The sequence below is a fragment of the Streptomyces sp. NPDC001828 genome (assembly GCF_042892175.1).
In the GTDB taxonomy this organism is placed as follows: domain Bacteria; phylum Actinomycetota; class Actinomycetes; order Streptomycetales; family Streptomycetaceae; genus Streptomyces.
This window is the reverse complement of sequence record NZ_JBIATV010000009.1, coordinates 237,835-257,763: the sequence shown is the minus strand read 5'-3', so window position 1 is coordinate 257,763 and position 19,929 is coordinate 237,835. Positions and strand designations below refer to the sequence as shown.

The window sequence follows — 19,929 nt, the reverse complement described above, 5'->3', positions numbered from 1 at the left end:
TGCCCGGCCGCACCGATTCTTTCGATCGCCCGCGCCGTTCAGCGAGGATCGCCCGGCCTTCTCACCCGAACGAGTGAGGCGGGCAGGGCGTGTTCGGGGACGACGAGAGGGGCGCACCGGCAGTGCCGGTGCGCCCCTCTCGGTGTGCTCTCGCGCGGACTAGGCGCCGCGCAGCACCGCGCCCGTGGACTCGGCCGCCTGGGCCACCGCCGCGTCGCGGGCGGCGGAGGCCTCCTCGACGGTCAGGGTGCGGTCGGCGGCACGGAACCGCAGCGCGTAGGCGAGCGACTTCTTGCCCTCACCGGTCTGCTCGCCGCTGTAGACGTCGAACAGGCGGATGGACTCGAGGAGTTCACCGGCGCCGACGCGCAGCGCGTTCTCCACCGCGGCGGCCGGGACCTGGGCGTCGACGACGAGCGCCACGTCCTGGGTGGCCACCGGGAAGGTGGAGATCGACGGCGCCTGCACGGCGCCTTCGGCGGCCCGCTCGAGGACGTCGAGGTCGAGCTCCATCGCACAGCTGCGGGCGGGCAGACCGAACGCCTTGACGACGCGCGGGTGCAGCTCACCGGCGTGCCCGACGAGGGTCTTCACACCCTCGGGGAACACGTACAGCTCGGCGCAGCGGCCCGGGTGCCAGGGGCCGTACTGGCCCTGGTCGACGGCGAGTTCGAGCCCCGCCTCGCGGGCCACGGCACGCGCCGCCTCGACGGCGTCGGCCCAGTCGGCCGGGCGGCCCTTGCCCCACCAGCCGGCCTGCTCGCGCGCCCCGGCGAGCACCGCGCCCACGTGCCGCGGCTGCACGGGCAGCACGGCGTCAAGGGAGGCGATCTCCTCGTCGGTGGGACGGCGGTCGACGGGCAGCCGGGGGGCCACGCCCGGGGTGGGCGAGGGGTGGAAGACCAGGCCCGTCTCGAACAGCGCCAGGTCGTGGCTGCCGCGGCCGACGTTGCGGCGCAGCGTGGCGAGGAGGCCCGGCAGGAGCGTGGTGCGCAGCGCCGGCTCCTCGTCGCTGAGCGGGTTGACCAGCTTCACGACGGCGCGGTTCGGGTCCCCGGCGTCCAGACCCAGCTGGTCGAAGACCGACTCGGCGATGAACGGGTAGCTCGGCGCCTCGGTGAACCCGGCCCCGGCGAGCGCGCGGCCCGCCCGGCGGTGCAGTCGCTGACGCTCCGTCAGACCTCGTCCGGCGGGCGGCTTGGGCAGCGTGGAGGGCAGGTTGGCGTAGCCCTCCAGGCGGATGACCTCTTCGGCCAGGTCGTTCGGCTCGGTGAGGTCGGGGCGCCAGGACGGCACGGTGACCACGAGCTCGTCCTGCCCGTACGCGTCGCAGCCGACCTGCTGGAGGCGGCGCACGACGGTCTCGCGGCCGTACTCGATGCCGGCGACGCGGTCCGGGTGGTCGGCGCGCATCGAGATGGTGCGCGGCGCGGACGGCGAGACGATCTCGGTGACGCCGGCCTCGGCCGTACCGCCCGCGAGCAGCACGAGCAGGTCGACGGTGCGCTGCGCGGCGGCCGCCGCGGCCTGCGGGTCGACGCCGCGCTCGAAGCGCTTGGACGCCTCGGAGGTCAGCTTGTGGCGGCGCGCGGTGCGGGCGATGGCGACCGCGTCGAAGTGCGCGGCCTCGATGACGACCTCGGTGGTGCCCTTGACCTCGCCGGTCTCGGGGTCCGTGACGGAGTCCGCGATCTCGGTGTTGGCCCCGCCCATCACACCGGCCAGGCCGATGGGGCCCCGGTTGTCGGTGATGACGAGGTCGGCGGCGTCCAGCTTGCGCTTGGTGCCGTCGAGGGTGGTGAGCAGCTCGCCGGCCTCGGCGCGGCGCACGCCGATGGGCCCGTCGACCAGGCTCCGGTCGTAGGCGTGCAGCGGCTGGCCGAGCTCGATCATCACGTAGTTGGTGATGTCGACGGCGAGCGAGATCGGGCGCATCCCGGCCTTCTGCAGCCTGCGCTGGAGCCAGATCGGGGAGCGGGCCTCGGGGTCGAGACCGGTCACGGTGCGCGCGGTGAAGCGGTCGCAGCCGATCGGGTCGGCGACCTTGACCTGGTAGCCGTAGGAGTTCGGCGCGGGCACGTCGAGCAGCGCCGGGTCGCGCAGCGGCAGGCCGTAGGCGATGGCGGTCTCGCGGGCGACTCCGCGCATCGACAGGCAGTCGCCGCGGTTGGCGGTGACCGCGATGTCCAGGACCTCGTCGACGAGTTCGAGCAGCGCGATGGCGTCGGTGCCGACCTCGTGCTCCGGGGGCAGCACGATGATGCCGCCGGTGGTGTCCGGGCCCATGCCGAGCTCGTCGCTGGAGCAGATCATGCCGTGCGAGGTCTTGCCGTACGTCTTGCGCGCGGCGATCGCGAAGTCGCCCGGCAGCACCGCGCCGGGCAGCACCACGACGACCTTGTCGCCGACCGCGAAGTTGCGGGCGCCGCAGACGATCTCCTGGGGTTCACCGGTGCCGTTGGCACCGCCGACGTCGACGGTGCAGAAGCGGATGGGCTTCTTGAAGCCCTCCAGCTCCTCGATGGTGAGCACCTTGCCGACGACGAGCGGGCCCTTGAGCCCGGCGCCGAGCTGCTCGACGGTCTCGACCTCGAGGCCGGCGTCGACGAGCTTGGCCTGCACGTCGCGGCCGGTCTCGGTGGCGGGGAGGTCGACGTACTCCCGCAGCCAGGAAAGCGGGACCCGCATCAGATCTCCATCCCGAACGGCCGGGTGAACCGGACGTCACCCTCGACCATGTCTCGCATGTCTTCTACGTTGTGGCGGAACATCAGCATCCGTTCGATGCCGAAGCCGAAGGCGAACCCGCTGTACTTCTCGGCGTCCACACCGCAGGCGGTGAGCACCTTCGGGTTGACCATGCCGCAGCCGCCGAGCTCGATCCAGCCCTCGCTTGAGCAGGTGCGGCAGGGACGGTCCGGGTTGCCGACGGACTCGCCGCGGCAGACGTAGCAGACCATGTCCATCTCGGCGGACGGCTCGGTGAACGGGAAGAAGTTCGGCCGGAGCCGGGTCTCGATGCCCTCGCCGAAGAGCGCCTTGACCATGTGGTCGAGGGTGCCCTTCAGGTCGGCCATGGTCAGACCCTCGTCCACGGCGAGCAGCTCGACCTGGCGGAACACCGGGCTGTGCGTGGCGTCCAGCTCGTCGGTGCGGTACACCCGGCCGGGGCAGATCACGTACACCGGCGGCTCGCGGTCGAGCATCGAGCGGATCTGCACGGGCGAGGTGTGGGTGCGCAGGACGACGCCGGAGTTGGCCGCGCCCTCCGGGCCCCGCACGAAGAAGGTGTCGTGCTCGGTGCGGGCCGGGTGGTCCGGGCCGATGTTGAGCGCGTCGAAGGTGAACCACTCGGCCTCGACCTCGGGGCCCTCGGCCACCTCGTAGCCCATGGCCACGAAGACGTCCTCGATGCGCTCGGAGAGCGTGGTCAGCGGGTGGCGGGCGCCGGCCGGTACACGGTCGTGGGGCAGCGTGACGTCCACTGCCTCCTCGACCAGGACCCGGGCGTCCCGCTCGTCCTCCAGCTCGGCCTGGCGCGCGGCCAGTGCCTTGTTCACGGCGCCGCGGGCCATGCCCACGAGCTTGCCCGCCGCGGCCTTGGCCTGCGGCGGCAGCGCGCCGATCTCGCGGTTGGCGAGCGAGAGGGGCGAGGTGCCACCGGTGTGCGCGGTCTTCGCCTGGGCGAGCGCTTCGAGGTCGCCGGCGGCCGCGAAAGCGGCGAGCGCCTCGTCCCGCATGCGCTCGATCTCTTCCGGTTTCAGCGCCTCGACCTCGACAGGGTCGTACGACTTATTGGGTGCCGACATCTCTTCCCGTGCTTCCGATTGTCTTGGCTGGGGGGTCCCCGCGACCGCGAAGCGATACCGCGATAGCGCGCGGACACAAACGCGCCAAAGGTCGAGTCTAACGGGGTGCGGGAACGCGATTGCGCCCGTGGGCGGCTCGGGGGCGGTCTACTGGAGATACGCCGGAGCGCCGACGGGCAGGATAAATCGGAACTGGGCGCCGCCGCCGGGGCCGCGGCCCACCGTGATCGTGCCGCCGTGGGCCTCGACGATGCCCTTGACGATGTACAGGCCGAGCCCGGTACCGCCGCGCTTGCTCCCCCGCCAGAAGCGGGTGAAGACACGGCCCATCGACTCCTCGGGGATGCCGGGGCCTTCGTCGCTCACGGTGACCGCCGTTCCCTTCTCGTCGTGCTCGTCGATGCGGACGGGCGCTGGTGCCACCTCAATGGTGACGGTTCCCTCGCCGTGGCGCACCGCGTTTTCCAGCAGGTTGCCGAGCACCTGGTCGATCTTGTCCGGGTCCGCCCACAGATCGGGAAGCGGCCGCTGGATGCGGACCAGGAAGCGGTCCGGGGTCTGGCCGGAGGCGACGTGGGCCTGGAGGTGGCGGCCGACGGCGGCCGGGATGTCGACCGGCTGGCGGCGCACTTCGAGGCGGCCCGAGTCGATGCGGGAGATGTCGAGGAGTTCGGCGATGAGGCGCGTGACGCGGTTCGCGTCGGCGTCGACGGTCTCCAGCATGAGGCGCTTCTGGTCGTCCGTGAACCGCTCCCACTTGGCGAGCAGCGTCGCGGTGAAGCCCTTCACCGACGTCAGCGGCGAACGCAGCTCGTGGGCGACGGTGGCGATCAGCTCGGCGTGCGAGCGTTCGGTACGCCGCCGGGCCTCGGTGGAGCGCAGGCTGACCACGACCCGGCGCACCGGGCCGGTCGGACGCTCGCGTACGTAGCGGGCGGAGACCAGCACTTCGCGGCCGCCGGGCAGCAGCAGATTGCGCTCGGGCTGGCCGACCCGGATGGCGAGGCCGCCGTAGGGGTCGGTGAGCTGCCACCAGCGGCGGCCCTTGAGGTCCTCCAGGGGCAGCGCCCGCTCCAGCGGGAGGCCGAGCGCCTCGTCCTTGGTGACCGCCGTGATCCGCACCGCGGCGGCGTTGAAGCAGATCACCCGGCCCTTGTCGTCGGCGACCACGATGCCGTCGGGCAGGTCGTCGGGGTCGAAGCCGAGGACATCAGGACCGCCGGACGGATACAGCGCGGTGCTGTTGCCGATGCCGCTCGTGCCGACAGCCATCCCCGTATCCCCACCTCTCCGAAGCGCTGAGTGGGCCCCCGAGCCCGCCACACTACTAGTACGAGGTGACGGAGCGGCACCCTCCGGCAGCACGCTGCGCACGAGCGGAGGCGTAGAGGCACACGGCGGCGGCGGTGGCGAGGTTGAGGCTCTCGGCCTTTCCGTGGATGGGCACGCGCACCACGGCGTCCGCGAGTGCGCGGGTCTCCTCGGGCAGGCCCCAGGCCTCGTTGCCGAAGATCCAGGCGGTCGGGCCGCCCATCGTCCCCGCGTCCAGCTCGGCGTCGAGGTCGTCCTCGCCTGCGCCGTCGGCCGCCAGGATGCGTACGCCCGCGTCCCGCAGGCCCTGGACGGCCTGCTCGACGGGGACACCGACCGCGACCGGCAGGTGGAAGAGCGAACCGACCGACGCCCGCACGGACTTGGGGTTGTAGAGGTCGACGGAGGCGTCGGTGAGGACGACCGCGTCGGCGCCCGCGGCGTCCGCGCAGCGCAGTACGGTCCCGGCGTTCCCGGGGTCGCGGACGTGCGCGAGCACGGCGACCAGCTTGGGCTGGGCCTTGAGGATCTCCTCGAACGGCGAGTCCAGGAAGCGGCAGACGCCGACCAGGCCCTGGGGGGTGACGGTCTGGGAGACCTCGGCGAGCACCTCGTCGTCGGCGTAGTGGACGCGGGCGCCCGCGTCCAGGGCCGCGGTCACGATGTCGGCGTACCGCTCGGCGGCCTCGACGGTGGTGAACAGCTCGACGAGGGTGGGCTCGCCGTCGCTGCGGTGCTCCACGGCCTCGCGGACGGCCTGCGGCCCCTCGGCGATGAACCGGCGTTCCTTGCCCCGGAAGTTGCGCCGGGCGAGCCGGCGGGCGGCGGCGACGCGCGGGGAACGCGGGGAGATCAGCTCGGGGGTCGGCATGTACTCGCGGTCTCTCTGGAAGGGAGTGGGGGCCTGGGGGCTCGGCCCCCGGAGGCGGAGGGTCCGGGGGCCGAGCCCCCGGGACGACCCCGCAACGCACCGGGACCCGCAGGCCAGCGGCCTGCGGGTCCGGTCCTGCTCAACAAGCCGTCGGGCGCTTACGCGGCCTTCGGGGCGTTGACGTCGCTCGGGAGGGCCTTCTGGGCCACCTCGACGAGCGCGGCGAACGCGTTGGCGTCGTTGACCGCGAGCTCGGCCAGGATCTTGCGGTCCACCTCGATGTTGGCGGCCTTCAGACCCTGGATGAGGCGGTTGTACGTCATGCCGTTCTGGCGGGCAGCGGCGTTGATGCGCTGGATCCACAGCTGACGGAAGTCGCCCTTGCGCTTCTTGCGGTCGTTGTAGTTGTAGACCAGCGAGTGGGTGACCTGCTCCTTGGCCTTGCGGTACAGGCGCGAACGCTGACCGCGGTAGCCGGAGGCCGCCTCGAGAATTGCCCGGCGCTTCTTGTGGGCGTTTACTGCCCGCTTGACGCGTGCCACTTGTTAACTCCTTGTAGCGGGGCCGTGGTTGGACTCACACGACCCGAAATCGAATAGGTCCCGGACTCGACGTTCCGCCTCCGACGGGCGGAGGCGGAGGAACGTCACTTGCCGAGAAGCTTCTTGATCTTCTTGGCGTCGGCCGGAGCCACGACGACCGTGCCCGTCAGCGAGCGGGTCTTCTTGGACGACTTGTGCTCGAGCAGGTGGCGCTTGCCGGCGCGCTCACGGAGCACCTTGCCGGAGCCGGTGATCTTGAAGCGCTTGCTGGCACCGCTGTGCGACTTGTTCTTCGGCATAGCGCCGTTCTCTCCTCGTCAGTGGCGCTCCCAGCCGGTCCGGGGACCGGCGCTCGGGAGCGTCATATGTATCGGTTGATATCCGGAACGGGCTGTCCCGGAATCAGGCCTCGGCGGGTTCCTCGGCCGGCGCGGCCTCGGCGACGGGCGCCTCGGCAACGGCTTCGTCCTCGACGGACTCGTCCGACTGGGCCGACTGACCCTGGCGCTCCGCCTTGCGGGCCGCCTGGGCCTCGCGGGCTTCGGCCATCGCCTCGGTCTTCTTCTTGTGCGGACCGAGAACCATGATCATGTTTCGGCCGTCCTGCTTCGGGCTGGACTCGACGAAGCCGAGCTCCTCCACGTCCGAAGCGAGACGCTGCAGCAGTCGGTAGCCGAGTTCCGGCCGGGACTGCTCGCGACCACGGAACATGATCGTGATCTTGACCTTGTCGCCCTGCTTGAGGAACCGGACGACGTGACCCTTCTTGGTGTCATAGTCGTGCGGGTCGATCTTCGGCCGGAGCTTCATCTCCTTGATGACCGTGTGCGCCTGGTTCTTGCGCGCCTCACGGGCCTTCATGGCCGACTCGTACTTGAACTTCCCGTAGTCCATGAGCTTGCACACGGGCGGACGGGCGGTCGCCGCGACCTCGACCAGGTCGAGGTCATACTCCTGGGCGAGCTCCAGGGCCTTGGCAAGCGGAACAATTCCGACCTGCTCGCCGCTGGGGCCGACAAGTCGCACCTCGGGAACGCGAATCCGGTCGTTGATGCGGGGCTCGGCGCTGATGGATCCTCCTCGGTAGCACCACACGACTGTCTGGCAGACAGCCGCGTACGTCACGTTGACGTGACCAACCGCCACGAGGCACAAAAAATGCCCCGGACGGACACAGGCGGGGCTCCAAGAAAACCGGAACACCGCTGCGGTCTACCGCGGGGCGCACATCGGGCGGCTCCATCGTCCGTACGGAACGATGGTGGCCACCTGACCGGATGACCCGCCGCCCCTGAGGGTGGCCGGGTGGGAGATCGGAGCCTCCACTTGTGGGCCGGGCACACGTGCCTGGCCGGTCGTTACACAAGGTTAGCAGCAACCGGACGGGCGGGCGAATCGAGTGCGCGGGAAGAGGGCGCGCGGGCAGCGCATATCGTGTGGGCATGAGTGAGACGCCCCCCAATGAGCCCGCAGACTTCGACACCATGGCCCGCGACATCGCGGAGGTTCCGGCGGTCGAGGTGATCGTGACGGTCGCCGTGAACCTGATGAGCGCCGCCGCCGTGAAGCTCGGTCTGACCGAGGAGGGCGACGAGTACAAGGACCTCGACGAGGCCCGCAAGCTGGTGCACGCCCTGGCCGGCCTCCTGGACGCCGGGGCCACCGAGATCTCGTCCTTCCACGCCGCCCCGCTGCGCGACGGCCTCAAGTCGCTCCAGCTCGCGTTCCGCGAGGCGTCGGTCGTGCCGGACGAGCCGGGCAAGGGCCCGGGCGAGAAGTACACGGGCGCCGTCTTCGGCTGAGTACTCCCGCGCGCGACCGCTCGCACCATTTTCCCGTACGACCCGGAACGGGCCGCTCCTCTCCCTCAGCGGGTGAAGAGCGGCTCGTTCGGCTGTGGGGCCCCGGACGGCAGCAGCGCCAGGTCGAGGCCGCGCACCAGCCGGGCCCGCAGGGTCTCGTCGGCGGCGATCAGCTCGGCCACCGCGCGGCCCGCGTCGGCCGGCGCCGCGCCGTCGGCGAGGACCAGGGCGAGCGTGCCGTCCGCGCTGCCGGGGCCGAGGTGGGCGCGGAGCACGGCGGGCACCGCGGCCACCGCCGAGCGCACCGCCCCGAGCACCGCGGGGTCCTGGAGCGGGTCCGCGCTGCTGCGGCCCTCGGCGAGGGCGAGCAGGGCCGCGCCCTTCAGCTCGTACGCGACCGGGCCCGCGAGGTCGATGACCACCGTGTCCGCCTTCTCGTGCACGGCCGCCGCGAGGGCCTGGTGCAGCGGGACCGCGACCGGGCGGGCCGCCGGGTCCCACCGGGCCAGGGCGTCGGTCGAGGTGAACGCGGGCAGCGCCGTGCGGTCGCCCGCCTTCAGGGTGGGGACGGCCATGTCGCTGGTCTTCTCGCGCTTGAGGCCGTGTTCGTCGATCTCGCTCTCGCCCAGCATCGCGACCACGGGGACGAGCAGCCGCGCGGTGCGCAGCGCGGCGAGCACCCGTGGTTCGGCCGACCTGTCCTGCGACCAGGCGGCCAGCGCCTCGGTCAGTTCGGGGGCGGCGGTGCCGTCGTCGTCGGAGAAGCCGGAATCCGGAATGTTCTTGAGCGCCACGCGACGAGCCTAACCGGGTCCGCTTCCGGGCCCGCCCACGGCCTCCCGGCTCAGAGCCACTCGCGCGGGGTCCTGACCCGGGTGGAGCGCCAGAGCGCCACCCCGGCCCCGAGCAGCAGGACACCGCCGCCGGCGGAGAGCGGGGCCAGCCAGTCCGCCGGGTCTCCGGCGGCGACCGGCACGTCCGGGCCGCCGCCGAAGTAGGTGCTGCCGTTCGCCGCGGACTCCGACCGGAGGGCCGCGGGCTTCAGGCGGGCGGCGGCGGTGAGGGCGGCGGCCGGGTCGATCATGCCGTAGCCCCGGGCGTCGTCGCGGCCGCCCTCGGGGGCGCCCCGGGCGGTGTCCTCCAGGAGCTTCTTGATCTGCGCCGGGGTGAGACCGCGGTTGGCCGAGCGCACGAGGGCGACGGCGCCGGAGACGAACGCGGAGGCGGCGCTGGTGCCCCAGCCCTCGTAGTACTTGCGGTCCGGGTCGGCTATGACGACGTCCACGCCGGGGGCGCTGACGGTCGCGTACCAGCGGCGGGTGGAGAAGGAGGCGTGGGTGCCGTTCTTGTCGACGGCGGCGACCGCGATGACGCCGGGGTAGGCGGCCGGATAGGAGATGTGGTCGCCCTGGTCGCCGCCGTTGCCGGCGGAGGCCACGACGACGGCGCCCTTGCCGAGCGCGTACTGGATCGCGGCGTCCTCGGCGGGCTCGGGGTGGGCGGAGGCGCTGTCGTCGCCGAGCGAGAGGTTGATGACGTCGGCGCCGTTGTCGGCGGCCCAGCGGATGCCCGCGGCGAGCGCCCCGCCCTTGGTCTCGCGGGCCTGTTTGCGGGCCGGGTCGGTGGATTCCAGGATGACCCGGACCGGCAGGATCCTGGCCTCGGGCGCGATGCCGAGCACTCCCGCGCGGTCTCCGGCGCCATGGCCGTGGCCCGCGATGATGCCGGCCATGGCGGTGCCGTGCCGGGCCCAGTCGCGGCTGCCCTGGCCGGCCCCGAAGCCGATGAGGTCGTTGCCGGGCAGCACCTGCCCTTCCAGGTCGGGGTGGCTGCCGTCGACGCCGGTGTCCAGGACCGCGACGGTGATGCCCTTGCCCTTGGTCGTCTGCCAGGCCTGCTGGGTGTGCATGGCACCCAGCTCCCACTGGCGGTCCCGGATGCCGTCGGCGCGGGCCGGGGTGGCGGAGACGAGCAGGGCGAGGACCGCGGCCGTGGCGAGGGCGCCGGTGCGGCGCAGCCTCGCCTGGCCCGGCCGGGGCGCGGTGGTTCCGGTCGGCAGTGGCTCGGTCATGAGGCGGGCTCCGGGCTTGCGGCGGCCCGCTTGCGCAGGCCGCGTTCGACGTAGTCGGCGACGCCCTTGGCGTCGTGGCCCAGGCCCGCCTCGGCCACGGGGCCGCTGGCGCCGCCGGCCGTGGCCCGCTCGGCGGACTGGGGAGCGTCGGCCTCGCGGCCGTCGGCGAAGCCGGAGACCGCGGTGACGACCACGGGGACGTCGGTGAGGACCCGCACCGTCCAGCTCGCGCGCTGCTTGTCGCCGAACGCGGCGGCGGCCGTGCCCTTGACCGGGTAGGCGCGCGGCATCAGATCGGAGCGCTCGGCCAGCTTCTCGGTGCTGAACCGGTTCGCCAGGGCGGTCATCGCGGCGGGCTCGGCCTGGGTGAAGACGAGGCCGACGGTGATCACGCTGCTGGCGGTGGCGTCGGTGTAGGTGGCGCGCACCGTGCGGGCGCAGCCGACCGGTTCGAGGACCTTGAGCAGGAGGGGGTCGAGGGTGCCCGCGCAGGCGCTGTCCGGGGCCACCCCGATCCGGGTCCACTCGCGGTCGGCGCCGCCGGGGCCGGCACCGGTGCCCCGAACGGTGGGTGGGAAGAGGGTGTCGACGGGCACGCTGTGCCACAGGTCGCGGGCGGCGGTGAAGTTGCTGCGGGCGGCCGGCTCGGAGTCGCCGTCCAGCCAGGTGCCCGCGGCGGCGCCGCCGATGAGCCCGGCGCCGAGCACCACGCAGATCGCGGCGGCGGCCACGCGCCCGGGCCGCCGGGCCGGCACCGGCCGCAGCGGCCCCGGCTCGTCGGACAGCGGTTCCGGCGGAAGCAGCGGTTTCGGCGGGGCGACGGGCAGCGGAGGTATCTCGGGCGGGCGCGGGGCCGAAGGGGCGGCCGCCCGCACGGACCGTGCGGCCGAAGGCGGTATGGCCGAAGGCGCGGACTGTGCCGCCGAAGAGCTGGACCGTGCGGCCGAAGGCGAGGGCGGTACGGGCGGTATGGCCGAAGGCACGGGCGGCGCGGCCGAAGAGGCGGGCGGTGCGGCCGAAGGCACGGGCGGTGCGGCCGAAGGCGCGGGCGGTATGGGCGAAGAGGTGGGCGGTATGGGGGTGTTCGGCAGGACGGGGCCCGGGTCGACCAGGTCGAGCGCGGAGCGGAGCCGGGCCGCCGCGTCGCCGGGCGCGGGCGGCCGAGGCGCGGGCACGGACTTCTCCGAGGGCTCGGACTCCGGTGCGGGCGGCGGCAGTTGAGGGGTGCCCGGGGGTCGTGCGTCGGTGGTCATCCGCCCCCCTCGTACCCCTCTTGCCGTCCAGCTCAGCCCGTTACCGCCAGGGCGTCACTCTACGGGTTGATCCTGTGCGGGCGCAGACCGCCCGGGCGCCCGCGACATCCGCACCCGCTCTCCCCTACCTTGTGGTAACCGGTTCTGGCAGGCTTCCGCCATGACACCCCGCGCCGCAGACCGTGCCCGGTACGACCGGGCGACCGCTCATCTCGACGCGCCTGTGGCGATCGTCGATCTGGAGGCGTTCGACGCCAACGCGGACGATCTGGTCCGCCGGGCGGCCGGCAAGCCGATCCGGGTCGCCAGCAAGTCGGTACGCTGTCGCGCCCTCCTTGAGCGGGTGCTCGCCCGGCCCGGGTTCGCCGGGATCATGTCGTTCACGCTCGCCGAGTCGCTGTGGCTGGCGCGGGCCGGGTTCGAGGACGTGCTGCTGGCCTATCCGTCCGCGGACCGGACGGCGTTCGCCGAGCTGACCTCCGACCCCAAGCTGGCCGGGGCGGTCACCGTGATGGTGGACGACGTGGCGCAGCTCGAGCTGGTGGACCGGGCGCGCGAGCGCGAGGACCTGGAGGTGCGGGTCTGCCTGGAACTGGACACCTCGCTCCAGCTGTTCGGCGGCCGGGTGCGCGTCGGCGCCCGCCGCTCCCCGCTGCGCACTCCGGCCCAACTCGCCGAGCTGGCCCGCTCGGTGGCCCGCCGTCCCGGGTTCCGCCTGGTGGGCCTGATGGCGTACGAGGGTCATGTGGCCGGGGTCGGGGACGCGGTGGCGGGGCGGCCGGTGCGCTCGCGCGCGATCCGGCTGATGCAGTCCGCGGCCCGCAAGGAGCTGTCGGCGCGGCGGGCCGAGGTGGTGCGCGCGGTGCGGGCGGTCGCGCCGGACCTGGAGTTCGTCAACGGCGGCGGCACCGGCAGCGTGCAGCACACCGCGGCCGAGGCGGCGGTGACCGAGATCGCGGCGGGGTCGGGGCTCTACGTGCCGCGCCTTTTCGACAACTACACGTCGTTCAGCGGGCGTCCGGCGGCGCTGTTCGCCCAGCCCGTGGTGCGCCGGCCCGGTGTCGGCGTGGTGACCGTGCTCGGCGGCGGCTACCCGGCCTCGGGCGCGCCCGGCGCGGACCGGCTGCCGGTGCCGTATCTGCCGGAGGGGCTGCGGTACGACGCGCAGGAGGGCGCGGGCGAGGTGCAGACGCCGCTGCTCGGCTCCGCCGCGGACGATCTCCTGATCGGCGACAAGGTGTGGTTCCGGCACGCCAAGGCGGGCGAACTGTGCGAGCGCTTCGAGGAGTTGCTGCTCGTCGAGGGGGACCGGGTGACGGCGGCCGTGCCGACCTACCGGGGCGAGGGCCGCACCTTCCTCTAGCTCAGGGCGACGGCGGGGCCAGGCTGGTGCCGACCCCGCCGTTCCGGCCGCCGCCGATGGGCGTGATGCCCCGGGTGACGGTGTCCATGAGGGCGAGCGGCGGCCCGCCGGGGCCCGCGTCGAAGGCGAACCGCGCGATGACCATCGCCTGGCCGCCCACCGTCGACGGGAAGGCGAGCGACTCGACGTAACCCCCGGGCCCCGCGCCGGTCTTGACCTGCCAGCGGACCAGATATCCGGTGCGCCCGTTGACCACCACGGAGCCGGACTTCACCTGCCGGTGCGAGGTGATGCCGTTGTAGGGGCGGGAGCCGACCGGGTCGTGGTCGTAGGCGTCGTTGGCGGCGTCGGTGATGTCGTTCTCGGCGACGGCCTCGGCGGTCGTGAGGTCGGTCATGGTGGCCGTCGAGGTGGTGACGGTGCCGTGGTGACAGAACCCGGAGTCGCCGGGGCAGTCGTAGGTGTCCTTCGTGGCCATGGTGACGGGCCCGGACACCGGGTCGTCGGTCCTCTCCCAGCCGTCCGGGATGGGCAGCGTGATTCCGTTGAGCTGGTCGACGAGGGTGTGCGGATCGTCGGTCGGGCTCGAACTCGGCTTGCCGGCGGGCGAGTTGACCGGCACCTGCGCCGTGGCGCTCCGGCTCGCGCCCGTGGCCCCCTCCGCGCCGCCGCCGTGGGCGAGGAGAGCGGCCCCGCCGGCGGCCGCACCCACCAGGACCACGGCGGCCGCGGCGATCACCAGCGGGCGGCGCCGCCGGGCGGGCGGCGCGATCACCACGGCGACGGGCTGGGGCGGCCCGGGGACCTGCCCGCCCGGCCCCCTGGTGTGGGCGGTCCAGGCCGTGCCGTCCCACCAGCGTTCGGTGCCGGGCGCGCCCGGGTCCGGGTACCAGCCGGGCGGGGTCGTCATGGTCATGCGCACACCCTAGGACGCGCGTTCAGCCTCCGTACACCGAGTCCCGCTGGTCCGGGACGACCGAGCCGTCGGCGCGCCGCACCGGGGCCGGGGTGCCGTCGTGCTCGGTGTAGCCGGTGCTGGCGCAGGGGTAGGCCGCCGTCTTGCGGCCCTTGGGCTCGATGAACATGGGGTTCACGATCCAGCGGCCGTCGCTGTCGTCGTAGGCCCGGCACATCAGCTCGTTCTTGTTGCGGTTCAGGACGAGGCGCAGCCCGGTCGCGTCCCGCAGGAAGGACACATCGGTGTCGGAGTCGCCGGCCGCGAACACCTGGCGGTTCCTGGCCGGCTGGACCTTCTCGGCGGCGGCGCCGCGCACGCCGAAGATCTCCTGGTTGATCCAGCAGCGCTTGCCGTCGATGTACGTGATCATCGAGTCGGCGCCATCCTTGGCCGAGCCGCAGCCCTTGAGGTGCGAGGTGATGCGGCCGTGCTCGGTGGTGGAGCGGATGCCGATCGCGTGGTCCGGGTCGACGCCCGCGCCGCGCGCCCACACGTCGACCACGGGCTCGGGCGATGCCGAGGTGATCCAGACGTCGAAGCCGGCCTTCTGGAGCGTGCGGATGAGGTCGCGCTGCTGGTCGTAGTAGCGCACCCAGGCGGTCGCCTTGGTGTTGCTGCCCACCGTCTGGACGGCGTCGGCGGGGGCCTTGAGGTTCTCGGCGCGGGCCGCGCTCGCGAAGGACCTGACCTGGGCCGGGGTCCAGCCGTGCAGGAGCTGGGCGAGCCAGGCGTACGAGGGCTCGATGGTGCGGCGGTCGTACCCGGCGAAGGCGGGGGCGCCCTTGCCGGTGGTGCCCTCGCCGTAGACCGCGAGGATCTCGTCCGCGCAGGCGGTGTCGGTGGCGGTCGGCAGCGTCGTGGACCGGCCCGAAGGACAGGCGGCCGCAAGGGACTTGGCGGCGGCGTCGGTCAGGTAGCGGCTGGTGCTGTGCCAGTCGCCGCGCGCCGGACGCTGGATCCTGGAGTTGCGCAGCAGCCAGTACATGGTGGCGTCGCCGACGTCGTTCTTGACGACGGTGTTGTCCCAGTCGAAGACGGCGACGGGCTTCTTGCCGTGGCCGGCGCCCGCGCCGCACTTCCCGTAGGTGTCGATCAGATCCTGGATCCGGTCCTGGTTGTCGCCGAACCATCCGTCGGAGACGGTCAGTTGGGGGCAGTGGGCCGGGTGCGCCGCGGCGGGCTGGGCGGCGACGAGCCCGGCCGCGGCTATGGAGAGGGCCGCGGCGAGGACCGGAAGGCGGCGGACGGCGGTGGACGTGGACACGCTGGGGAACTCCTGTCGTAGGGACGGTCTTCGCGGAGGTTAGACAGCACAGCCGGGCGTCGTGCGACGCCCGGCTGCCGGTTGCGTGGCCCCCAGGTGAACAGCGGGGGCCGGCGGGGTTTAGAGGGGGGTGACGTACGCCCCGGAGATGCCGCCGTCGACCAGGAAGTCGGTGGCGTTGATGAAGGAGGAGTCGTCGCTGGCGAGGAAGGCGACGGCGGCGGCGATCTCGTTCGCCTCGGCGAACCGGCCCGCCGGGATGTGCACCAGACGGCGCGCGGCCCGCTCGGGGTCCTTGGCGAACAGCTCCTGGAGCAGCGGGGTGTTGACCGGGCCCGGGCAGAGCGCGTTGACGCGGATGCCCTCGCGGGCGAACTGCACACCGAGCTCGCGGGACATCGCGAGCACGCCGCCCTTGGATGCGGTGTAGGAGATCTGCGAGGTCGCGGCGCCCATGACGGCCACGAACGAGGCGGTGTTGATGATGGAGCCCCGGCCCTGGCGCTGCATGTAGGGCAGGGCGGCCTTGCAGCACAGGTAGACGGAGGTGAGGTTGACCTCCTGGACCCGGCGCCAGGCGTCGAGCCCGGTGGTGAGGATGGAGTCGTCGTCGGGCGGCGAGATGCCGGCGTTGTTGAACGCGATGTCGACGCTGCCGTAGGTGTCGAAGGCCGTCTTGAAGAGGGCCTCGACCTGCTCCTGGTCGGTGACGTCGACCTTCACGAAGGTGCCGCCGACGGCTTCGGCGGCGGCCTTGCCCGCCGTCTCGTCGATGTCGCCGCAGACCACGTTGGCGCCCTCGGCGGCCAGCCGCTTGGCGGTGGCGAGGCCGATGCCGCTGCCGGCTCCGGTGATGACGGCGGTGCGGCCGACCAGGCGGCGGCAGATGGTGTCGTCGGTCATGTGTGCTCAGGCCTCCGTGCTGATGAAGACGTTCTTGGTTTCGGTGAAAGCGGTGAGGGCGTCGGGGCCGAGCTCACGGCCGAGGCCGGACTGCTTGTAGCCGCCGAACGGGGTCGAATACCGCACGCTGGAATGGGAGTTGACGGACAGGTTGCCCGCCTCGACGGCCCGCGAGACGCGCAGCGCCCGGCCGATGTCCCGGGTCCAGACGGACCCGGAGAGCCCGTAGTCGGTGGCGTTGGCGAGCCGTACCGCGTCCGCCTCGTCCTCGAAGGGCAGGACGACGGCCACGGGTCCGAAGACCTCCTCGACGGCGGCGGGCGCCTCCGCGTCCAGGCCGGTCAGGACGGTCGGCGGGAACCAGAACCCGGGCCCGTCGGGCGCGCTGCCGCGAAGCCCCGGCGCGTCGTCGGCGACGTACGACCTGACCCGGTCCAGCTGTACGCGCGAGATGAGCGGGCCCATCTGGGTCTTCTCGTCGGCCGGGTCGCCGACCACGATCTCCTCGATCGCGGGGCCGAGCAGCTCCATGAAGCGGTCGTACGCCGTGCGCTGCACCAGGATGCGGGTGCGGGCGCAGCAGTCCTGGCCGGAGTTGTCGAGGAAGGACATCGGGGTGGCGGCGGCCGCGGCCTCGATGTCGGCGTCCGCGAAGACGATGTTGGGGCTCTTGCCGCCGAGTTCGAGCGTCACCCGCTTCACACGGTCGGCGCACTTGGCCATGATCTGCTTGCCGACCCGGGTCGACCCGGTGAAGACGATCTTCGCGACGCCGGGGTGCTCGACGAGCGCGTTGCCCGCGATCGCGCCCGCGCCCGGCAGGACCTGGAGGAGGCCCTCGGGAAGCCCTGCCTCCAGGGCGAGTTCGGCCAGCCGAAGCGCGGTGAGCGGGGTCGTCTCGGCGGGCTTGAGGATCACCGCGTTGCCGGCCGCCAGCGCCGGGGCGGTGCCCCAGGCGGCGATCGGCATCGGGAAGTTCCAGGGGGCGATGACGCCGATCACGCCGAGCGGTTCGAGCAGGGTGATGTCGAGGCCGCCCGCGACCGGGATCTGACGGCCGATCAGGCGCTCCACTCCCCCGGCCGAGTAGTCGAGCAGATCGCGGACGTTGCCCGCCTCCCAGCGGGCGTTGCCGACGGTGTGCCCGGCCTCACGGACCTCCAACTGGGCGAGTTCTTCGATGTGTTCGTCGACCACGGCGGCGAAGCGGCGAAGGAGGCGGGCCCGGTCGGCGGGGGCCGCGGCGGCCCAGCCGTCCTGGGCGGCCCTGGCCCGTACGACCGCGGCGTCGACGTCGGCGGAGGTCGCGCCCTGGACGGTCGCGATCACTTCCTCGGTGGCCGGGTTGAGCACCTGAAGCTCGTATGCGCTGGACAAGTCGTTCCTCACAGGCGTTCGAAGGAGCGGCGGAGCTCCCAGTCGGTCACCGCGGCGTCGAACGCTTCGAGCTCGACCCGCGCCATGTTGCGGTAGTGCGCGACGACCTCGTCGCCGAACGCGGCCTTGGCGATGGGGCTGTTCTCCCACAGTTCGGCGGCCTCGCGCAGGCTGGTCGGGACGTGCGCGTAGTCGCCGACGTAGGCGTTGGACGTGCAGGCCTCGGGCAGCTCCAGCTTGTTCTCGATGCCGTACAGGCCGGCCGCGACGAGTCCGGCGACGGCCAGGTGCGGGTTGACGTCACCGCCCGGGAGCCGGTTCTCGAAGCGGGTTCCGGCGCCGTGGCCGACGACCCGCAGCGCGCAGGTGCGGTTGTCGTGGCCCCAGGCGACGGCGGTGGGCGCGAAGGAGCCCGGCTGGAAGCGCTTGTAGGAGTTGATGTTCGGCGCGTACAGGAGGGAGAAGTCGCGCAGGGCGGCGAGCTGTCCGGCGAGGAAGTGGCGCATCACGGGCGACATGTGGTCGGGCCCGTCGCCCGCCATCACGTTGCGCCCCTCCTCGTCGGTGAGCGAGAGGTGGATGTGACAGGAGTTGCCCTCGCGCTGGTCGTACTTGGCCATGAAGGTGAGCGAGACGCCCTCCTGGGCCGCGATCTCCTTGGCGCCGGTCTTGTAGATGGCGTGCTGGTCGCAGGTGACCAGGGCCTCGTCGTAGCGGAAGACGATCTCGTGCTGGCCCGGGTTGCACTCGCCCTTGGCGGACTCGACGGTCAGGCCGGCCGCCTGCATCTCGTTGCGGATGCGGCGGAGCAGCGGCTCGATGCGGCCGGTGCCGAGCACCGAGTAGTCGATGTTGTACTGGTTGGCCGGGGTGAGGCCCTTGTACCCGGCGTCCCAGGCCTGCTCGTAGCTGTCCTTGAACACGATGAACTCGAGTTCGGTGCCGACCTGGGCGGTGTAGCCGAGCTCGGCCAGGCGCTCCAGCTGGCGGCGCAGGATCTGGCGGGGGGCCGCGACGACCGGTGAGGCGTCGCCCCAGGCGAGGTCGGCGATGAGCATCGCGGTGCCCTCGTTCCACGGGACGCGGCGCAGGGTCGCCGGGTCCGCGTGCATGGCGAAGTCGCCGTAGCCGCGCTCCCAGGAGGACATCGCGTAGCCCTCGACCGTGTTCATCTCGGTGTCGACGGCGAGCAGGTAGTTGCAGCCTTCGGTGCCGTGCGCCAGGACCTCGTCGAGGAAGAACCCGGCGGCGAAGCGCTTGCCCTGCAGCCGCCCTTGCATATCGGGGAAGGCGAGGACGACAGTGTCGATCTCACCGCTCGCGACGAGGGCGCGCAGCTCCTCGATCGCGAGCGGGGGTGTGCGGTCTGCCACGGGAAGCTCCTCCTTGGGTCAGCCGAGAGCCATAAGGTATGGGGTAAGACCATTGATTGGGAAGGGGAATCCACGACGTGGCGAAGAAGATCGACTCGGCGGACCGCACGGAGGGCCGGACAGCGGACACGCTCGTCCCCGTACTACGGACCGTACGGGCCGGGAACGGCTTCGAGGAAGCGCTGGAGCAGATCCTCCAGCTGCTGCGCCTGGGCCTGGTCCCCTTCGGTGAACGGCTGCCCTCCGAGCGGGAGTTGGCCGAGCGGATGGGGATCAGCCGGGTCACCCTGCGCGAGGTGCTCAAGGTGCTCCAGGACCAGGGCCTGGTGGAGAGCAGACGCGGCCGCTACGGCGGCACGTTCGTGCTGCCCCGGGCCGCCGAGGGCGGCGAGGACGAGCTGCGCCGGCGGATCGCCTCGGTGGACGTCGAGGACATCCTGCGCTTCCGGGAGGTCCTGGAGGTCGGCGCGGCCGGACTCTGCGCGGCGCACGGACTGTCCGACGAGGGCGCCGAGCGGCTGCGCGCCGCGCTCACCGCGACCCATGACGCCCAGCTCACCGACTACCGCCGCCAGGACACCCTGCTCCACCTCACGCTCGCCGAGCTCTCGGGATCACCGTCGCTCACCGCCCAGTACGCGGCGGTGCGGGCCACCGTGAACGACCTGCTGGACTGCATCCCGCTCCTGGTGCGCAACCTGGAGCACTCGCAGCACCAGCACACCAGCCTGGTCGAGGCGGTGCTCGACGGCGACGCGGACGGGGCGCGCGAGGTGATGCGCGAGCACTGCGGGGGCACGGCGGCGCTGCTGCGCGGCTTCCTGACCTGAGCGGGCTTCCTGAACCGGGTGGGCCGCCCGACCCGAGCGGGCCGGGCCCGAGTGCCCAACGCCCCGCACCGGGAAGAGCGTTCACCCGCGATTTCCGTAACCGCGGTTTTACGTCCACCCCTTGCGCATCCCCCTGCGCTCCAGCAAAGGTATGCAGCCGAACCATTGACCTGATCTTCCCTTGACGATCATCTGGAGCGGC

At 72.6% G+C, this 19,929-nt stretch carries 19 protein-coding genes; 4 read left to right on the top strand and 15 right to left on the bottom strand.

Features of this window, described 5'->3' with window-relative positions; genetic code table 11:
- Window positions 1-159: 159 nt before the first annotated feature.
- The 7 genes from pheT to infC form a co-directional block, all read right to left on the bottom strand.
- Window positions 160-2,688, bottom strand: a complete 2,529-nt coding sequence (gene pheT, locus ACFYZA_RS25205) for a phenylalanine--tRNA ligase subunit beta (RefSeq protein WP_388492891.1) — start codon at window positions 2,686-2,688, stop codon at window positions 160-162.
- Window positions 2,688-3,809, bottom strand: a complete 1,122-nt coding sequence (pheS, locus tag ACFYZA_RS25200) for a phenylalanine--tRNA ligase subunit alpha (RefSeq protein ID WP_382600864.1) — start codon at window positions 3,807-3,809, stop codon at window positions 2,688-2,690. Before pheS ends, pheT begins: the two co-directional genes overlap by 1 nt.
- 147 nt (window positions 3,810-3,956) lie before the next feature.
- Complete coding sequence (locus ACFYZA_RS25195; protein WP_382600866.1) at window positions 3,957-5,081, bottom strand: ATP-binding protein; 1,125 nt, start codon at window positions 5,079-5,081, stop codon at window positions 3,957-3,959.
- Between the two features lie 55 nt (window positions 5,082-5,136).
- On the bottom strand, window positions 5,137-5,991 hold the full coding sequence (locus ACFYZA_RS25190) for a TrmH family RNA methyltransferase (protein WP_382600868.1): 855 nt from the start codon (window positions 5,989-5,991) through the stop codon (window positions 5,137-5,139).
- Window positions 5,992-6,149: 158 nt separating this feature from the next.
- Window positions 6,150-6,533, bottom strand: coding sequence for a 50S ribosomal protein L20 (rplT, locus tag ACFYZA_RS25185; RefSeq protein WP_003970214.1), 384 nt, complete (start codon window positions 6,531-6,533; stop codon window positions 6,150-6,152).
- 104 nt (window positions 6,534-6,637) lie between these two features.
- A complete protein-coding gene (rpmI, locus tag ACFYZA_RS25180; protein ID WP_329466136.1) occupies window positions 6,638-6,832 on the bottom strand; it encodes a 50S ribosomal protein L35 in 195 nt (64 codons plus the stop codon).
- A gap of 103 nt (window positions 6,833-6,935) precedes the next feature.
- Entirely contained in the window at window positions 6,936-7,628 is a 693-nt protein-coding gene (gene infC / locus ACFYZA_RS25175) for a translation initiation factor IF-3 (protein WP_382600545.1), read from the bottom strand.
- 347 nt (window positions 7,629-7,975) lie between these two features.
- Here infC and ACFYZA_RS25170 point away from each other — a divergent pair, with 347 nt between their 5' ends.
- Complete coding sequence (locus ACFYZA_RS25170; protein ID WP_382600502.1) at window positions 7,976-8,335, top strand: DUF1844 domain-containing protein; 360 nt, start codon at window positions 7,976-7,978, stop codon at window positions 8,333-8,335.
- A 65-nt stretch (window positions 8,336-8,400) separates the two neighbouring features.
- Here ACFYZA_RS25170 and ACFYZA_RS25165 read toward each other — a convergent pair whose 3' ends face one another.
- Genes ACFYZA_RS25165 through ACFYZA_RS25155 form a run of 3 tightly spaced genes read right to left on the bottom strand, consistent with a single transcriptional unit; the run spans window position 8,401 to window position 11,281 of the window.
- Window positions 8,401-9,129: an SseB family protein gene (locus ACFYZA_RS25165; RefSeq protein ID WP_382600504.1), complete on the bottom strand. Its 729-nt coding sequence runs from the start codon at window positions 9,127-9,129 to the stop codon at window positions 8,401-8,403.
- 50 nt (window positions 9,130-9,179) lie between these two features.
- Window positions 9,180-10,406, bottom strand: coding sequence for a type VII secretion-associated serine protease mycosin (gene mycP / locus ACFYZA_RS25160; protein ID WP_382600506.1), 1,227 nt, complete (start codon window positions 10,404-10,406; stop codon window positions 9,180-9,182).
- Entirely contained in the window at window positions 10,403-11,281 is an 879-nt protein-coding gene (locus ACFYZA_RS25155; protein ID WP_388492888.1) for a hypothetical protein, read from the bottom strand. Before ACFYZA_RS25155 ends, mycP begins: the two co-directional genes overlap by 4 nt.
- A 22-nt stretch (window positions 11,282-11,303) precedes the next feature.
- On the opposite strand from ACFYZA_RS25155, the gene ACFYZA_RS25150 reads away from it, so the two are divergent.
- On the top strand, window positions 11,304-11,627 hold the full coding sequence (locus ACFYZA_RS25150; protein WP_388492886.1) for a hypothetical protein: 324 nt from the start codon (window positions 11,304-11,306) through the stop codon (window positions 11,625-11,627).
- Window positions 11,628-11,819: 192 nt separating this feature from the next.
- Entirely contained in the window at window positions 11,820-13,022 is a 1,203-nt protein-coding gene (locus tag ACFYZA_RS25145) for an amino acid deaminase/aldolase (protein ID WP_388492885.1), read from the top strand.
- Between the two features lies 1 nt (window position 13,023).
- Here ACFYZA_RS25145 and ACFYZA_RS25140 read toward each other — a convergent pair whose 3' ends face one another.
- From ACFYZA_RS25140 to ACFYZA_RS25120, 5 genes are all read right to left on the bottom strand, one after another.
- Entirely contained in the window at window positions 13,024-13,938 is a 915-nt protein-coding gene (locus ACFYZA_RS25140; RefSeq protein WP_388492883.1) for a DUF2510 domain-containing protein, read from the bottom strand.
- 22 nt (window positions 13,939-13,960) lie between these two features.
- Entirely contained in the window at window positions 13,961-15,244 is a 1,284-nt protein-coding gene (locus tag ACFYZA_RS25135; RefSeq protein WP_388492882.1) for a haloacid dehalogenase-like hydrolase, read from the bottom strand.
- Window positions 15,245-15,364: 120 nt separating this feature from the next.
- The gene (locus tag ACFYZA_RS25130) at window positions 15,365-16,147 is read right to left on the bottom strand and encodes a 3-oxoacyl-ACP reductase (protein WP_382600520.1); all 783 of its coding nucleotides are present in this window, start codon (window positions 16,145-16,147) and stop codon (window positions 15,365-15,367) included.
- A 6-nt stretch (window positions 16,148-16,153) separates the two neighbouring features.
- A complete protein-coding gene (locus tag ACFYZA_RS25125) occupies window positions 16,154-17,524 on the bottom strand; it encodes an aldehyde dehydrogenase family protein (RefSeq protein WP_388492881.1) in 1,371 nt (456 codons plus the stop codon).
- An 8-nt stretch (window positions 17,525-17,532) separates the two neighbouring features.
- Window positions 17,533-18,897 (bottom strand): glutamine synthetase family protein, encoded by a 1,365-nt coding sequence (locus ACFYZA_RS25120; protein ID WP_382600524.1) that lies wholly within the window; start codon window positions 18,895-18,897, stop codon window positions 17,533-17,535.
- 77 nt (window positions 18,898-18,974) lie between these two features.
- Here ACFYZA_RS25120 and ACFYZA_RS25115 point away from each other — a divergent pair, with 77 nt between their 5' ends.
- Complete coding sequence (locus ACFYZA_RS25115; protein WP_382600527.1) at window positions 18,975-19,727, top strand: FadR/GntR family transcriptional regulator; 753 nt, start codon at window positions 18,975-18,977, stop codon at window positions 19,725-19,727.
- Window positions 19,728-19,929: the final 202 nt, after the last annotated feature.

What these genes read in the sequence shown, in the direction of transcription:
- ACFYZA_RS25190 (WP_382600868.1), bottom strand. Translation starts at nt 5,991, where the DNA reads ATGCCGACCCCCGAGCTGATCTCCCCGCGTTCCCCGCGCGTCGCCGCC.
- ACFYZA_RS25170 (WP_382600502.1), top strand. Translation starts at nt 7,976, where the DNA reads ATGAGTGAGACGCCCCCCAATGAGCCCGCAGACTTCGACACCATGGCC.
- pheT (WP_388492891.1), bottom strand. Translation starts at nt 2,688, where the DNA reads ATGCGGGTCCCGCTTTCCTGGCTGCGGGAGTACGTCGACCTCCCCGCC.
- rpmI (WP_329466136.1), bottom strand. Translation starts at nt 6,832, where the DNA reads ATGCCGAAGAACAAGTCGCACAGCGGTGCCAGCAAGCGCTTCAAGATC.
- pheS (WP_382600864.1), bottom strand. Translation starts at nt 3,809, where the DNA reads ATGTCGGCACCCAATAAGTCGTACGACCCTGTCGAGGTCGAGGCGCTG.
- ACFYZA_RS25130 (WP_382600520.1), bottom strand. Translation starts at nt 16,147, where the DNA reads ATGACCGACGACACCATCTGCCGCCGCCTGGTCGGCCGCACCGCCGTC.
- ACFYZA_RS25145 (WP_388492885.1), top strand. Translation starts at nt 11,820, where the DNA reads ATGACACCCCGCGCCGCAGACCGTGCCCGGTACGACCGGGCGACCGCT.
- ACFYZA_RS25150 (WP_388492886.1), top strand. Translation starts at nt 11,304, where the DNA reads ATGGCCGAAGGCGCGGACTGTGCCGCCGAAGAGCTGGACCGTGCGGCC.
- mycP (WP_382600506.1), bottom strand. Translation starts at nt 10,406, where the DNA reads ATGACCGAGCCACTGCCGACCGGAACCACCGCGCCCCGGCCGGGCCAG.
- ACFYZA_RS25195 (WP_382600866.1), bottom strand. Translation starts at nt 5,081, where the DNA reads ATGGCTGTCGGCACGAGCGGCATCGGCAACAGCACCGCGCTGTATCCG.
- ACFYZA_RS25140 (WP_388492883.1), bottom strand. Translation starts at nt 13,938, where the DNA reads ATGACCATGACGACCCCGCCCGGCTGGTACCCGGACCCGGGCGCGCCC.